This is a genomic window from Micromonospora sp. NPDC050795 (genome assembly GCF_044456785.1).
Taxonomy (GTDB): Bacteria; Actinomycetota; Actinomycetes; order Mycobacteriales; family Micromonosporaceae; genus Micromonospora.
In genome coordinates this window covers 64,629-80,774 of the sequence record NZ_JBITGE010000010.1, presented here as the reverse complement: position 1 = coordinate 80,774, position 16,146 = coordinate 64,629, and the positions used below count along the sequence as shown (strand labels likewise).

The window sequence follows — 16,146 nt, the reverse complement described above, 5'->3', positions numbered from 1 at the left end:
CGTCACCTCCCCTCGGTGAGGATCGCGAACACCACCGGCTCGTCGACGCCGCGCACCGCGGTGACGAAGGCCGCCACCCGCAGCTCGCCGGCCCCGAACACCGTCCAGCCGGGACGCGGCGAGGGCAGCAGGGTCAGCGGTCCGCCGGGCTGGCCGCCGGACTTCTGCACACACTCCAGCGCCGTCCAGACCCGCGTCGCGGCCGTGTCGGCGTTCTCACCGGTGTCCGCGGCGACGAGCCGGGCCAGGCCGGCGTGCTCGCCGAGCAGGCCGTCCCACACCGTGTCGTCGCGGTGGAGCACCGTTTCGACGTCGCAACCGAGGGCCCCGGTCGCGGTCACCGCCAGGGTCAGCCGCGCGCCGTGCGCCACGGACAGCGTCCGCCCGCCCGCGATCTCCGGGCGGCCGTCCGGGCGGTAGGTCACCTCGACCGGCTCGCCGGTTGAACGCCGCGCCGCGATCCGCGACCGGGCCCGCCGCACGGCCAGGTGGCCGCCCGGCTGGTCGACCGGCTCGGTCGGGCCGTCCGGCTCGACCGCCACGGCCACCTGCGCGCCGAGGACGTCGCCCAGCGCCCGCTCCAGGTACGGCCCGAGTAGCGGCGCCACCCAGGGGCCGCGACCGTCCTGCTTGCGCACGGCACGCAGCCGCAGTCCCTCCCAGCGCTCCACGACCTCGCCGGCGGTGGTCCGCAGGACGACGTCGTAGACGTAGGTGTCGCCGTCGCGGCTACGCTCGGTGGCGCAGTAGCGCAGCTCACCCCGGCCGGTCAGCTTCTCCCCCGCCGGGTGGATCCGCTCCACCCCGGTCGGCAGCAGCGTGGCGTCCGGCACGCAGACCTGGTTGCCGTGCATCAGCGCGTCCCGCACACCGGGGTCACCGAGCAGCAGGCGGTCTGGCACGAACCGGGCGAACCAGTCGACGTTGTCGACTGCCTCCACCTCGACGTCGACGTGGCGGGCGGCAGCCCGCCGGTAGCGGCGCAGCCGCTGGAACCGGTCACCCTGGAACAGCACGTCGCCGTACAGATCGTCGGCCGGTGACATCGACACCGGGGCGATCTCGTCGCAGACCTGGTCGGGCGGCCCGTCGGGGGCCACAGTGTCGGTGAAACGCATCGTCGCGGTGAAGTGATCGGCGGCGAAGCCCGTCTCCTCGCTGCGGATGGCGACCTGGACGGTGTCGTCGTCGGTCACCGTCGCGGCCACCCGGATCCGGCTGCGGCCGTACGGCGGGACGATGATCGGCCGGAGGAACTCGGCCCGCTCGATGACCGGCACCCGTCCGTCGCCGGTGACCGCACCGGCCACCTGGGCCATCGCCTCCATGCCGAACACCGCCGGGAAGAGCAGGTTGCCGTCGAGGAGGTGGTCGGCCAGGTAGAGGTCGGTGCCGACGTTGAGGTCGACCTCGGTGACCAGCTCCACGCCGTGGTACCGGATCAACGGCCGTTCCACGAACCGCAGCAGCGGCAGCTCCGGCAGGTCGTAGCGGACCGTGTCGATGCCCTCGGTGCGGCCGCTGATCACCACCGTGCCGGGCGCGTCCGGGTCGGCCAGCAGCCGGCGCAGGATCGCGATGCCCTGGTCCGGCGTGACCGGGGTGACCCCGTCGCGGGTGAGGGACTCGATCACGGAGAGCCGTTCGCCCATGCCGACACCCGACCAGACCGACCACTCGAGGCAGACAGCCCGGCATCCCGGGTGCCGTCGGCCGAACTCCTCGGTGGTCTCGGCCAGCCAGTCGTTGGCGGTGGCGTAGTGCGCCTCGCCGCGCAGTCCGGCGCGGCCGATGATGCTGCCCAGGGTCACCAGCAGCTTGAGCCGGTCCGGGTCGACCGCTTCCAGGGTGGCCTTCAGGCCGTCGATCTTCGGCGCGAGCGTGGCCCGGAAGTCTGCCAGGTCCAGCCTGGCCAGTGAGGCGGGCTCGTTACGGCCGGCACCGTGCAGGACCGCGGTGACCGCGCCGAGCTGCGCGGTGAGTTCGGCGACGGCACGACGTACCTGGTCGGTGTCGGTGATGTCGGCGCGGGCGTAGCGGACCGTCACCCCGGCCTCGGCGATCCGGGCCAGGTTGGCCGCCAGCTCGGTGTCGGACGCCGGATCGGAACGGCCGAGCAGGGCCAGGCTCGCCCCACTGTCGGTGGCCATGGCGAGCGCGCACTCGGCGGTGATGCCCTTGCCGCCGCCGGTGACCAGCAGCACGTCGTCCGCGCCGAGCGCGGGACGGGGCCGGGCGGCACGCACCGGCATGGCGCGCAGCGTCGGCACCCGGCGTACGCCGGAGGTGTCGTAGTGCACCTCGCGGTAGTCGGCGGTGCCCGCCACCTCGGTCACCACTCGGTCCACCACGGCCGCGTCGTCGGGAAGGTGAACGATGGTGACCCGGGCGCGGGGCGCCTCCAGTCGGAGGGTCTTGGCCAGGCCGGCCGCGCCGCGACCGTGCTGGACCAGCACGTACCGCGTGCCAGGGGCACCGCCAATCACCTCTCGGGCCCCGGTCAGCGCCAGGTCGAGCGCCTCCTCCGGGCAGGGGTCGGGCAGGCAGACCAGCACCCCGTCGCCGAGGTTCGCCCGCTGCAGGGCGGTGGCCAACCGGTCGGCCCAGGGGTGTCCGGGTGCGGCGTGCACCTGCCACCGGCCGGTCTCCTCGGGAGCCACCCGCGCGGGCGCGGGCAGCTCGTCCAGGTCCAGCCGCCAGGGCCGGGCCCAGGCGGCGGCTCCGGCCACCGACGGCTCGGTCACCGAATCGGCCTGCCCCGCTGTGCCGGCCAGCTCATCCAACGCCTCGGCCAGCTCGCGGACGGTGGCCGTGGCGAAGTTGGTGGGCAGCGCCGCGGTCGGCACACCCATCCGCTGGGCGAGGTCGTTGACCACCTGGCCGACGGTGATCGAGCTGAGGTGCAGGTCGTCCAGGAGGTGGCTGTCCGGCTGCACCGTTTCCAGCGGCAGTTCCGCCCGCTCGGCGGCCAACTGGCGCAGCTGTTCCTCGGCGGACTCGCCGAGCAGGTCCGTGACCGTCGGCTCGGTGGGCCGGGCGGCCGGCGTGAGCGCCGCCGCGGCGGTGGCCTCCGGCAGCCGTAGCGGCGGTGCCTGCTCACACGGGCTGGCCAGGAAGGAGAACCGCTGGCCGATCTGGAGCGGCCGGATCAGCCGGCCGTGGAACAGCCCGCTGTCCACCGGTGCCGCACCAACCACGTACGCCGCGCCGACCACCTTGAGCAGACTGGCGATCGACTCCTCGTCGGTGTCCAGGGCGACCGCTGGTACGTCGGTGGTCCGGGACGCCAGCCCGGTCAGCACCCGACCCGGACCGACCTCGACGAACAGGTCGACGTCCTTCGCGGCGAGGGTGACCGCCAGGGTGAACAGCACCGGGTCGGTGATCTGGCGGCTCAGCAGGGCGGGCACGTCGGTGTCGGCCGGCAGCACGTCGCCGGTGACCGTGGAGACCAGCCGCCGGTCCAGCGGCCGGAACGGCTCGTCGGCCAGCGCCGCACCGAACGCCGAGGCGGCCGGGGCCACCAGCGGTGAGTGGAACGCGTGCGAGACGGACAGGACGGAGGCGTTCAGCCCCGCGTCCGACGCCCTCCGGCACGCGGCCTTGACCGCGTCCTCCGCACCGGCGATCACGGTGTGGTCGGGGCTGTTGTAGCCGGCGATCACCACCGGCAGGTCGGCGATCAGCGGGTCGACGGCCTCCGGCGCGGCACCGAGGCTGGCCATGGTGCCGGACGCGCTGTGCCGGGCCATGGTCTGGCCCCGCACGGCGGCGATACGCAGCAGGCCCGCCTCGTCGATCGCGCCGGCCCAGTGCAGCGCGGAGATCTCGCCCAGGCTGTGACCGACCGCCACGGCGGCCTCGATGCCGAGCGTGGTCAACGCCCGCAGGCCCGCGGCGGAGCCGGTGACGATGCGCGGCTGGGCCACCTCGGTGGCCACCACGTCGCCGCCGGTGGGCAGGTTCGCCCGCTGGTACACCTCCTCCGCCTCGGCGAACCGGCGACGCAGCGCGCCGCCGCTGACTCCCCGTCCGGAGCCCTGGCCGGGAAAGAGGAAACCGATCCGTCCCGGCCCGCTGACGTGACCGAGCAGGCAGCGGCCGTCGGCGGAGAACATCCGGGTCTCCCCGGCCTCCACCGAGTCGCGTACCTTGCGCAGCCGCCGCTCGGCGTCCTCGGGCGAGGAGACGACCACGGCCGCCCGGAAGGGCTGCTCGCGCAGCTCACCGTGCAGGGTCGCGGCCAGGTCGGCGAGCTGGGCGTACGCCAGGGACGGCACGAACTCGATCAGCTGGTCCAGCCGCTGCACCAGGTCATTCGGAGTGGGAGCGTCGACCACCAGCAGTTCGGCGTCCTGGAGGCCGGTGGCCAGCGCGCGCGTCCGGGTGTCCAGTGTCGACCGGCGGCGTGAACGGGAGTTGTCCAGGACGATGTGGGTGTTGATGCCGCCGAACCCCATCGCGGTGATCCCGGCGCGAACCGGTGTGTCCGCGGGCCAGGCCTCCGCCCGGCGCAGCGCCCGCAGCGCGGGAGTGCCCTCGCTGATCAGCGGGTGCGGGTCCACGCAGCCGATGGCGGGCGGCAGCACCTCCTGGTGCACCGCCATCGCCGCCTTGATCAGGCCGGCCACTCCGGCGGCCGCCTTGGTATGACCGATCATTCCCTTCACCGAGCCGATCACGGCCGGCGGGGCCGACGGGTCCGCCGCGGCGCGGGCGAGCGACAGCGCCTCCAACTCGGTCGCGTCGCCGACCTTGGTACCGGTGCCGTGGCCCTCGAACAGCCCGACGGTCTCGATGCCGAAGCCCGTGCGCTCGTACGCGCGGCGCAGCGCCAGCTGGTAGCCGTTGATCTCGGGCCGGGTGATGCCGCCCTTGCCGTCGGAGGAGATGCCCCAGCCTGCGATCGAGGCGTAGATGCGGTGCCCTCCGGCGCGGGCCTCGTCCTCCCGCATCAGCACCACCATGCCGCAGCCCTCGCCCGGCCAGAAGCCGTTGGAGGAGCGGTCGTAGACCCGCATCTCGCCGGTGGCCAGCGCACCGGTCTTGGCGAAGCCGATGATCTCGAACGGGTCGATGGAAAGGTCGACGCCGCCGGCGACCGCGACGTCCACGTCGCCGTCGATCAGCGTCTTGCAGGCGGTGGCCACCGACAGCAGCGACGAGGAGCAGGCACCGTCGACGGTGTAGCCACCACCGTTGAAGTCGAAGTGGTTGCAGATCCGCCCGGCGATGGTGTTCGACAGGGCGCCGGCCAGGGTGTCCTCGTCGACCTCCGGGAACGGACTCTTGAAGGTGGCCTCGAAGCCGTCCAGGAAGGTGGCGAGCTGATCGTCGTCCCAGTCCTGCTCCTTGAGCGCCGCGCCGACCATCCGCCGCACGTACGGCCAGCGGAGGCGGAGCTGATTCGCGCGGGAGAACTCACCGGTGAGGCTGTTGCCGATGACCACGCCGGTCCGCTCCCGGGGCAGCCCTTCGGCCATCGGGAAGCCGGCGTCGGCCAGCGCGGCGGCGGCGACGTCCAGCGCCAGCCAGTGGGTGAGGTCCGTGGAGCGGAAGGTGCTGCCGGCGATCTTGTAGGCCACCCGGTCGAACTCGTACCCCTCGATGACGGCCGCGTTGCGCGAGTAGAACCGGTCCGGGGTCTTCGGATCGGCGTCCCAGTAGTCGTCCAGCTTCAACCGCACGTCGGGCAGCCGCCGGAAGGCCCGCCGGCCAGCCAGTGCGTTCTCCCACAACTCCCGCGGAGACGTGGCGTCGGGATAGCGGCACGCCATGCCCACCACAGCGATTCTTGTCATACTGACTACGCCCTTCCTCAAACGCCCGGCGCAGCACGGAACAATTCGCGCACGGTCTTCGGTGAATGAAGCAAATCAATTTTTCCGAATCGGCACGAGCGCGTTCCTGATCCGTTGCCGCCACACTTCGTACGCGGGGAAGCCGTTCGCCGGGGCCACCCCGATCCGGGTGTCGTCGGTGACCGCCGAAGCGTCCCGCGTCGACAACCCGCACAGCACCCGGGTGGCCACCTCGTTGTGCGGCACCGTCAAGCCGGCGCGCACCCGGGCCCCGGCCGCGAAGGCCGACCCCTGGGCCAGGTCGCCCCGGTACGACCCGGACAGCTCACGCAGCCGCTCCAGCCCCGCCTCGTCAGCGCCGCCGGCATAGGTGGCGGCCAGCCCGGCACCGGCCCACAGGTCCGCCCGACGCCGCTCCGGAAACCCGGCGAACAGGCGGGCCAGCCGGTCCGGATCGGCCCCGACCACGAACCAGGAGGCCCGGCCGACGCCCTGGTCGATCGCACGCACCGCGTACCTGCCCGGGTCGTCGCCGGGCCAGGGGAAGGTCTCCTCGCGGTAGCGCTGCTCGACGTAGCGTCCGGTGCGGAAGTACGCCTGGTGGAAGCCGTAGCCGTCCAGCACCAGCCAGCGCAGCAGTGGGTCCGGCGCGTGCAGCCGGGACCAGAGGAACCGGGGCAGTCGGGCCATCGCCCAGCCCACCCCGACGTACGCCATGTAGACGTGCGGGTCACCGGGCCCAGCGAGGAACTCGGCCACCCGCCCGCCCCGCCCGGGCAGCGCGTCGCGGATGCTCAGGCCCATGGCCGCGCCTTCGTAGGCGAAGCCGCGCCAGGTGGGTGCCAACCGCTCCAGCGGGGCCACGACGTCGGCCACGACGCGGGCCTCCGCGGCCTCACCGAAGCCGGCGAGGAAGGACCCGCCGACGGTCTCCAAGCGCTCGCGCGTCGCTTCGTCCTTGACGTGGAAGCCCCGGACGTCACACGTCGTCTGGGAGATGTCCGGGGTCAGGACACGCCGTCGCAGCCTTCGCCAAGCTCTCATCAGCACCCCCAGGGCAATAGATATGTCGCCAATATTCGCAGCCCGGGCGATGACATTCTTCTTCATTGTTGCGGCGCTTTGCACCGACCTCGGGCAGGCAGGGGCAGCGCCCGGAAAATGGGCGCCAAAACGGGTAGCGGGAATCGCTACGACACACGCGTCGCGGGCACCGGGAAGTGAGCGCGGATGCGGCGGCGCCACACTTCGTAGTCCGGTTCGGTGTCGTCGGCGAGGCTGTCGACCGCGACGTCGTCGGCCAGGGCGGCGGCAGCCTCGACCGACATGCCGGCCAGTGCCGTCAGCGCGACCTCGGTGTGCGCCGGCTGGAAACCGGAGAAGTGCCGGGCCTTCGCCGCGAAGACCGCGCCCTGCGCCAGGTGCGCGTGGTCCTCTCCGGCGGCGTCCACCAGCGAGCGCAGGCTGCCGAGGTCGGCGCCGCCTGCGAACGTGGCCGCCAGGCCGACACCGCTCCACAGGTCCGCCTGCCGGGCGGGCGCGAACCGCCGCACCGCCGCGGCGACGTCCGCCGCGCCGGCCCCGTGGATGAACCAGAGCGCCCGGCCGATGCCCTGGTCGACGGCGCGCGGGAAGTAGTCCGCCCGCCCCTGCCAGGGGTACGCGGGCAGCAGCTCCTGCCGGGTCACCCACCGCTCGGTCTCGAAGTACGCCCGGTCGAAGCCGTAGCCGTCGACGGCCAGCCAACTCATCGTCGGGTAGTAGGGGGTGCCGGTCAGATCCGGCAGCACGCCCTTCCACAGTGGGCGCGGCAGGCGGGCCATGGCGAAGCCGATGCCGATGTAGGTCAGGAAGGTGTGCGGGCGGCCCGGACCAGCGAGCAGCTCCCGGGCTCGGTGACGGCGTGGCCCCGGCATCGCGTCGATGACGGTGAGCGCCATCGCCGCACCCTCGTACGCGAAGCCGCGCATCTCCGGTTCGACCAGTTCCAGACGACGTTCCAGCTCCCACTGGTCGCGCATGTCGATGCCCCACTCGAACCCGCAGATCACCGCCTGCGGAATCGCCTCGAGGCGGCGGGTTACCGGGCCGGGCGTCACGGGGAAGCCGCGACGGGCGAAGGTCGTCTCCGCCAGTGACGGCGTCAGGACCAGCCGCCGTATCGAACCCACTGTCGTCGGCATCGTCGTCCTCCTCACGGCCCGGCGACGTGCCGCGGCCGGCGTACCCATCGTCGTACGCCGGCCGCGTCTCGCGCGCCTTCGTTCATGCGCTCCCGGGTCACCGTCAGCGTCGCCCCGCCCGGATGCGGGGCCGGCGCAGCAGCACGACGGCCACGACCACGACCAGCAGCAGGTCCAGCACGAGGAGGCCAACGCTGAGCGGGTCGTCGGCACCGTGTTGGTGCCCACCGGGCCCGACCGCGGGGGCGTCGGCGGCCACCGACACGGGCGGCCCGGCAGCGGCCACGGTGAACCGGGTCGTGCCGCTCAGTTGCCGTCCGTCGGTCAACAGCACGTGGTACGCGGCCAGGTACGCCCCGGCGGTCTGAACACTGACGGGCAGCACCAACCGCTGCTCCTCCAGCTTCACCGGGCCGGCCGCTATCGAACGGCTCTGACCGGCCGGCTCGACGGCCAGATGGAACTCCCTCGCTCGCACCGTGCCCTCGAAGGTGACCACCACCTCGGCCGGCGGACCGGCCACTGTCGCGCCGTCCGCCGGCGTCACCGCGGCGACCCGGGCGGTCGGCTTGTCGGTGAGTGCGGCCAGCGCCACCACCGCGCAGACCACAACGGCGAGCAGGTACCCGAACCAGCGGGACCCGGGCTTCGAACGCGCTGCCTCCGGGGCCGTCACGGCATGCTGGGCGCCACGGTCAGCCGTGGGGCGCAGTTGCAGGTCATCAGCGCGGACTCGGCCCGGTTGGGCCGTAGGTGCAGGATGATCGCGATCACCATCGGCAGGAACACCACGGTGTTGTAGAACAGGTGGAGCTCGACCCGGGGCAGGACCAGCTGCAACATGCTGGTGGGAACGGAACGGCCGAAGAAGAACGTGCCGGTCTGAGCCTGCACGAAGAGCATCAGGTGCTCGATGTGGTGCCAGAACTGGATCCCGAAGGCGATCATCCACCAGGTGCGCGACCGGCCCACGAAACCACCGCGCAGCAGCCACAGGCCGACCAGCATCACCAGCGCGTACGCGTAGTGCAGCCATTCGGAGGTGACCAGCCAGGGGAAGTACAGACCGAGCACTCCGCGCGCCTGCGGCACGGGCCAGCCCAGCGCCCAGATCTGGAACGCCTGCGTGAGGTGCTCGGCCCAGTGCGCCAGCACCACGACCATGAACAGGTTCAGCGCGGTACGGTGGTGGGCACCGTTCCACCAGTTGGTCGGGCCGACCCTCCCGGTTCGCGCCGCATCAACACTCATCCTGACCTCCAGTCGCCGTAGCGGTCGCCGCCCGAGCCCTGCGGACGGCATCCCCTCCCACCCTTCCGGGTCGCGGCGCATCGTTTTACTTCCACAATGCTCAGTTGGCGCCGGACCCGCCTCGCCCGCCGCCGCTTCCCTGTCCGCCGCCTTTGCTCTGCACCCGCGGATGCGCCACCCGGCGGCCGGGTGGCACGTCCGGATGCGGCGCGGTGGTCAGCCGTGACGCTGGGGCGGTGGTCAGCCGTGGCGGTGGTCAGCCGTGGCGGTGGGGCGGTGGTCCGGTCACCGGATCGGCCACCTGCCGGGCGCCGACCAGCGAAGCCGCCGACCAGGCGGCCCAGGCCGCGGCGTCGACCAGCGAACGGTCCTCCGGGTGGTGGCGGCGGAACTCCTGGACCACCTCCTCGTCGACCTGGTACGAGGCGACCGCGGTGAGCAGCGCCAATCGCGCGGCGGCCCGGTCCGCCGGTGCCAGGTCGGCGATCAGGCGCTCGCACCAGTCGGTGCTGATTCCGGTGTCCCTCCCCCGCCACCCCGAGAGATGCGCGGTGACCAGGTCGCGTACCTCCGGGGAGAGCGCGCGGTCACCGGCGGCGCGGAAGACCTGGTCGGCCCGGCCCACCGCGGCGGCCACCGCCGGCCGGGGCGCCGCCCAGGCGGTGGCCGCGCGCAGCGGCGCGGCGGGCAGCAGGCCCGAGGCCCGGCCCGGCTCGCGCGGCTCCCGCAGGGTGGGACGCAGGACCCGGCTGATCCCCTGCTTGAGTCGGCGACGGGACCACGGAGCCAGGCCCGGCGGCAGCAGGAAGTTCGCCAGGAACACGTTCACCATGCGGGTCAGGTAATGAAAGGCGACGACCACCCCGATCAGTTCCGCGCGGTCTGCCGGGGACAGCCCGGCAGGCGGCGGCGCGGCGTCGTCGCACTGGTGCGCGGTACGCGCCCACGCCGCCGCGGCGCGCAGCTCCGGCTCGGTGATGTCCTGCATCCGGTCGCCGGCGACCGCCTCGGCGGCGTGCTCGCCGGACAGGTCGTACATGCCGACGGTGTGCATGTCCGCGCAGTACGGGCAGGTGTTCGCCACCGACACCGCCGCGGCGACCGCCTCCTTGGTGGCCCGGTCCACCGGCCCCACCGTGACCAGGGGTTCCCGTGTCAGCGCCCAGTACGCGGCCAGCACGTCCGGTGCCGGAGAGTGCATCAACGCGGGCGGCACCACGAGTCGCATCTCGTCGGCCACCTGCGCGTACACCTCGGCGACCAGCCCGTCGGCCGACCCGGGGGAAACCGGGGAAACGTACCTGACCTGCCGACGCACCATTGAGGACGCTACCCGCCCGGCGACCATGTCCGTCCTCCGTCCGTCGTCGTGTTCCCGGTCAGTATCAGCGGGCGGCGGTCGGTTGGAGTGGCGACGAACGGTCCAGCGCACGACCGGAGAAGCCCGCACGGAACCGCGGGGGTTTTTTCCGGATTCGGGGTGTTCCGTGCGAGCGCAACGACGAAGATGCGGTCCCTGTCGTGCTGCCGTCAGGATGTGGGAAAGCGATCCGTGAGCGGTGGCCGGTGGGTCACCGCCGCGGGTCCGGCACGACGGCCACGGCACCGACCGGCCCGGCGGGCACCTCCTCCGGTCGCGCGTCCGGCAGGCGGACTTCCCGTACCGGCGCGCCGACCACGGACAGGAGACGATGCGGTGCAGCCCGACGAATCCGAGCGCAACCCTGATCGGACCCTCGTGCTTGAGGCGTTCGCGGACACCATCATTCCCGGCGAGAAGCGGTTTCCCGGGGACCGCAGCGTGGCCGGGGTGTCAGCCGGCGGTGGTGCGGTGGCGGCCGGTGCGGTCGAGCTCCTCGAGAACCCGGCCGGCGGTCTGGCCGAAGGGCTGGACTCCCTGGTGTTCTCCCTCAACGACCACGCACGGGAGTACGCGGCCGGCCGCGACCTGACGCTGGACCCGACGGTGCCGCCGTTCGTGGCGCTGCCGTTCGACCACCGCACCGCCCTGGTCGCCGACCTCACCCAGCCGGATCACCCGGAAAAGCAGATGTGGGTGGGCCTGGCGCTGTTCAGCAACATGGCCTTCGACAGCGCCGCCCACCTCAGCACTCCCGCCGCGCTGGCCGCCGGCCACCCGGGGCTGCTCACCATCGGCTACGAACAGCCGCAGGCCGACGGCATCTGGCGGTTCGAGTCCTTCTCCTACGGCCGGCAACTGGCCGACCTCCACCCCGACACGACGGCGACGGGCAGCCCCGCATGACCAGCATCGAATCGACCGACGTTCTCATCATCGGCAGCGGCTTCGGCGGGGCCATCCCCGCGTACCACCTCGCCGCGGGCGGTGCCCGCGTGACCGTCCTGGAGCGCGGCCCGTGGCTGCGCGGCGAGGAGTTCGACCACGACTTCCTGCTCGGCTCGTCGTACACCCGGGTCTTCGACTTCGTGGTCGGCGACGGCATGAGCGTGCTCGGCGGCAACTGTGTCGGCGGCGGAAGCGTGGTCTACTTCGCCACCATGCCGCGCGCGCCGCGCTTCGTCTTCGAGCGACAAGGCAGCATCGGCCGCCGGATGTGGCCCAGCTCGATCAGCCGGGACGCCCTCGAACCCTGGTACGACCGGGTCGCCGAGGCACTGCCGATCACCCGGCAGACCTGGGACAAGATCCCGTACGCCGGTGGCCTGTTCGGCGCGGCCTGTCGGCACGCCGGGCGCACCGCCAACCCGGCGCCGTCCGCCGTCGACGTGAACATGTGCACCAACTGCAACTGGATGATGTCCGGCTGCCGGTTCGACGCCAAGCGCTCGCTGCTGCTGAACTACCTGCCGGCGGCGCTCGCCCACGGCGCGGAGATCCGGCCGCTGCACGAGGTGCAGCAGATCTCCCGTAACGACGACGGCGGCTACCGGGTGCACTACCGGATCGTGGACGGCGAGGACTACCGGATCCTGCACGACGCAGGTGCGATCGACGCGAAGCTCGTCATCGTCGCGGCGGGTGCCGGTGCCACACCGGTGATCCTGCAACGGTCGGAGCCCGGGCTGGGCACCATGCCGCACGCGGTGGGCCGCTACTTCTCCGGCAACGGGGAGCGGCTGAACACCGCCGTCTTCGACGAGGACCGCATCCGAGACGTGCTCGGGCTGTCCCGACCGGACGGGCGGGCCTACGAGGCGTACCAGATCGGGCGCGGCCCGACGGTGGCCAGCTGGGACCGGCTCGACGGCAACCTGCCCGAGTTCGAGCGCTACTCACTGGAGCAGCTCTACTTCCCGCCGGGGCTGGGCACCATCCTGGCGCAGGCGCCCGGCGCCAGCGGCCCGACCTGGTTCGGGGTGGACAAGAAGGAGATGCTGCGCCGCTGGCAGTCCTGGCTGACGATCTTCATCATGTCCGAGGACGACAACGAGGGTGTCTTCGGGCCGCCACCGGAGACCGGCAACGCGCACCGCTTTTCCCAGCAGATGCTGGGGCACGGTCCGCTCAGCTACAAGCCCACCGCGAACACCCGGCGGGGCTGGTCACTGGCCGACGCCGACATCAAGGACATCCTGGAACGCGACGGGCTGGCCCGGGTCGAGCCGTGGACGAACGACCTGGTCGGCGCGTACACGGTGCACCCGTTGGCGTCCTGCCGGATCGGCGACGACCCGGCCACCTCGGCGCTGGACGACCGGCACGAGCTTCGCGGACATCCCGGGATCTTCGTCACCGACGGATCGGCGGTCCCCGGTGCGCTCACGGTGAACCCGGCGTTCACGATCGCCGCCCTGGCCGAACGCGCCATGCCGGGCATCATTCGGGCCGCGCAGGAGCGGGGGGTCTCCGTCACCTACGGGGCACCATCGCCGGACGGCGAGACCGCCGGCCGCCGGGCGGTGTTCACCCGCTGAACAGTCGGGCGTCGGCCGGCCCGTGCGCCGGCCGGCGCCTGTTCTTCCGAGGGAGAATCGGTGCGAAAGATCATCGCGAGGGTCGCTCGACCCGCCACGGCGTTGCAACTCCGGCACGTCACGCCAGTCGCGCCGAGCCGGGCCGACGGCCCGGTGGCGGCCGTGTACCAGCAGATCGAACGGGACTTCGGGATGCTCGCACCGCCGGTGGCGCTGCACGCGGCCTCTCCGGTCGTGCTCGCGGCGGCGTGGACCATGCTGCGCGAGGCGCTGTTGGCATCCGGACGGACGGGCCGGGAGGCCCGGGAGGTGGTGGCCGCCGGGGTTTCCCAGGCCAACCGTTGCCCGTACTGCGTGGACGTGCACGGTGGCACCCTCGCCGGTCTGCTGAGCGGCCCGGACGCCGCCGCCATGCTGACCGGGCAGTTGGCCGACCTGCGGGACCCGCGGCTGCGTGAGCTGGCCGGCTGGGCCGCCCACGGCGGGCCGCCGCCGTTCCCGGCCGAGCACGGTCCCGAACTCGTCGGCGTCGCGGTGGTCTTCCACTACCTGAACCGGATGGTCAACGTCTTCCTGCCGGACTCGCCCCTGCCGCCGGTGCCCGGCCCGGTCGCGGCGGTGCTGCGCCGGGGCGCGGCCCGGATCCTGGCCGGCCTGGCTGGCAGGACCGTGGTCCCGGGTGAGTCCCCGGGCCTGCTGCCCCCGGCGACGGTGCCGCCGGACCTGTCCTGGACCGGCGACCGGCCGCACCTGGTGGCGGCGTTCGCGCGTTCCGCGGCGGTGGTCGACGCGGCGGGCGAACGCAGCGTCCCGGCACCGGTACGCCGGCTGTTGACGGCGCAACTCCCTCGCCTTGGCGCGCCCCCGTCCGGCCTGGACGCGCGCCCGGCCGCCCTGCGACTCCGTTGGCTCGACGAGTGCGTCGCGGGCCTGCCGGAGTCGGACCGCCCGGCGGGGCGTCTGGCGTTGCTGGTGGCGTTCGCCTCCTACCGGGTCACCGCCGCCGATGTCGACCGGGTACGCGCCCGGGGGTACGACGACCGCGGCCTCGTCGAACTGGCCGCCTGGTCGAGCCTCACCGCCGCCCGTTACCTGGGCGCGCGCGCCCTTCGCGTGGCGCCGGCCCCGACGGCGGGCTGGAGCCGGCGCACCATCGGTTGATCCTGGGGGCGTACGGCCCGCCTGACGGCTCCTGGATGTCGCTGGCCGCGCCTTCAGGTGGCGACGACGCGGCCGGTGTCGTACGCCTTCCTGAACAGTAGGACGCGCCCCTCCGGTGTGTCTCCCCCGGGTGTCCCACCGACGGGATACTCGAACGGGGTACGTCAGGCAACCCTCGCCCCCATCCTGGTAGGGACCGTTCCGGGTGGCACGATGCGGTGCGGCCGACGGGATTGCACTGTCACTCCTCCCATTGTTCATCGGGCCGGACGTCGGTTACTGAATCCGCCCCGACTAGCCGCTCGGGCCCACTCGGAACCAGCGCGCCGAGCGACTGATCCAACCATTCGACCCCCGACCAAGAATTGACGAATGCTGGCCACACGGTCCCGGCGCAAGAAATTCAGATAGTGATTCTCTTTGAAAACAAAACAGCTATTGGAAATCCGGGAAAGTCTAACTATTCATTGCATAAATCCAGTTAACAGCGTGAGCAAATAATCCTACCGTCCGCTCGGCGCTCCGGTCAATAATCTTTTTCAGTCGGCAAACCGCCAGATTCACTGAAGGTAGCGAGACGGCCGGGAACATGATCGACAATTACCGACGTTTTGCGTCAAACCGCAGCCCAGGGGCACCGTCTGCGTAACCAGTTTCCACAATGACCACTGCCGGCGCCCCCGTGGAAAGTGGGTCGCACCGCTATCCGCATGGATGGCCATCGAGCTCCATATGAGCGTCGAAAGCACTGCTCAAGGCGTTCCTCTCTTCACGATTGCGGTCTATTGCCCTCGATGATCAGCAGTATTGTCAATCGCTCTGGGCTGGGCTAGCCTCGACCGGAAGCGGAGCCCTTCGGGGCGGCGGGAGTGAGGCAGCAGGGCATACCGGCGCAATCATATGCATCACTACAGCGCTCGATGGGACCGAAACCGCGACGCTTTACACGACAATTATTACCACCTAGTACGAAAAATCGCCGGACGGGTCAGGGGGAGGCATCATGGAGGAATCGACCAAGCAGGCCGTGAATCGTGCGATCAGCACCATGCGAGAGAACCTCGGCGAGCAGCTCACCGTCGACGACATGGCCAGGGCGGCCATGTTCAGCAAGTTCCACTTCACCAGGATCTTCCAGCGGACCACCGGGGTCTCCCCGGGCCGCTTCCTGTCCGCCCTGCGTCTGCAACGCGCCAAACAGCTGCTGATCTCCACCACACTCAACGTCGCCGACATCAGCCTCCGGGTGGGCTACAACAGCGTCGGCACCTTCAGCTCGCGGTTCACCCGCAGCGTCGGCATGTCGCCGACCACCTACCGGCGCCGCGCCGGCTTCGCCCCGCAGATCGCGACCGATCCGGAACCGGCCCCGCTCTCGGAGGCCCGGGTGCACGGCCGCATCCCCTCGCAGCCGGGCCGGCCGAACGGGCCGGTCTTCGTCGGCCTCTTCACGGACCGCATCCCCGAGGGTCGTCCGGTGCGCTGCGCGGTGCTACCCGACGGTGGCTACTTCCACTTCGACACGGTGCCGCCGGGCACCTGGTACCTGCTCGCTCAAGCCGTCGACACCAACGCGGGCGGGCGTCCCGACGAGGCGAACCGACCGATCGCGGTGGCCTCGGAAGGGCCTCTCACGGTCTCCTGGAACTCCGACATCCGGGTGGACCTCGATCTGCAGCCGATCCAGAGCATCGATCCGCCCGTGCTCCTGGCCCTAATGGACAGCCGAAAGCTCGCGTTGGCCCGGGTCGCGGCGGAACAGCAGGCCGCCGAGACGCCCCTCAGCGCAGCGCCCGTAATGATCACGAAGCTCCGCGAGTCCGACCGTACCGCTGCCTGACTGCCTGACTGCT

Annotated in this window: 10 protein-coding genes; 4 read left to right on the top strand and 6 right to left on the bottom strand. The window is 71.9% G+C overall.

From position 1 onward, the window contains the following. Positions 1–2: 2 nt before the first annotated feature. The 6 genes from ACIBEF_RS11395 to ACIBEF_RS11370 form a co-directional block, all read right to left on the bottom strand. Positions 3–5,801, bottom strand: a complete 5,799-nt coding sequence (locus ACIBEF_RS11395; RefSeq protein ID WP_396793225.1) for a type I polyketide synthase — start codon at positions 5,799–5,801, stop codon at positions 3–5. Positions 5,802–5,876: 75 nt separating this feature from the next. Continuing rightward, complete coding sequence (locus ACIBEF_RS11390; protein WP_396793224.1) at positions 5,877–6,845, bottom strand: DUF1702 family protein; 969 nt, start codon at positions 6,843–6,845, stop codon at positions 5,877–5,879. Positions 6,846–6,991: 146 nt separating this feature from the next. Next, a complete protein-coding gene (locus ACIBEF_RS11385; protein ID WP_396793223.1) occupies positions 6,992–7,984 on the bottom strand; it encodes a DUF1702 family protein in 993 nt (330 codons plus the stop codon). 103 nt (positions 7,985–8,087) lie between these two features. Beyond that, on the bottom strand, positions 8,088–8,660 hold the full coding sequence (locus tag ACIBEF_RS11380) for a copper resistance CopC family protein (protein ID WP_396793222.1): 573 nt from the start codon (positions 8,658–8,660) through the stop codon (positions 8,088–8,090). Further along, positions 8,657–9,235 carry a hypothetical protein gene (locus ACIBEF_RS11375; protein ID WP_396793220.1) on the bottom strand — a complete coding sequence of 193 codons (579 nt, stop codon included), beginning with the start codon at positions 9,233–9,235 and terminating at the stop codon, positions 8,657–8,659. The genes ACIBEF_RS11380 and ACIBEF_RS11375 overlap by 4 nt, the downstream gene beginning before the upstream one ends. Before the next feature lie 256 nt (positions 9,236–9,491). Further along, complete coding sequence (locus tag ACIBEF_RS11370) at positions 9,492–10,556, bottom strand: carboxymuconolactone decarboxylase family protein (RefSeq protein ID WP_396793218.1); 1,065 nt, start codon at positions 10,554–10,556, stop codon at positions 9,492–9,494. Between the two features lie 375 nt (positions 10,557–10,931). Here ACIBEF_RS11370 and ACIBEF_RS11365 point away from each other — a divergent pair, with 375 nt between their 5' ends. From ACIBEF_RS11365 to ACIBEF_RS11350, 4 genes are all read left to right on the top strand, one after another. Continuing rightward, on the top strand, positions 10,932–11,501 hold the full coding sequence (locus ACIBEF_RS11365; protein WP_357196735.1) for a DUF5987 family protein: 570 nt from the start codon (positions 10,932–10,934) through the stop codon (positions 11,499–11,501). Continuing rightward, positions 11,498–13,132 (top strand): GMC family oxidoreductase N-terminal domain-containing protein, encoded by a 1,635-nt coding sequence (locus tag ACIBEF_RS11360; RefSeq protein WP_396793216.1) that lies wholly within the window; start codon positions 11,498–11,500, stop codon positions 13,130–13,132. Before ACIBEF_RS11365 ends, ACIBEF_RS11360 begins: the two co-directional genes overlap by 4 nt. A 60-nt stretch (positions 13,133–13,192) precedes the next feature. Continuing rightward, complete coding sequence (locus ACIBEF_RS11355) at positions 13,193–14,293, top strand: carboxymuconolactone decarboxylase family protein (protein WP_396793214.1); 1,101 nt, start codon at positions 13,193–13,195, stop codon at positions 14,291–14,293. Between the two features lie 1,003 nt (positions 14,294–15,296). Continuing rightward, complete coding sequence (locus ACIBEF_RS11350; protein WP_396793212.1) at positions 15,297–16,133, top strand: helix-turn-helix domain-containing protein; 837 nt, start codon at positions 15,297–15,299, stop codon at positions 16,131–16,133. Positions 16,134–16,146 lie beyond the last annotated feature (13 nt).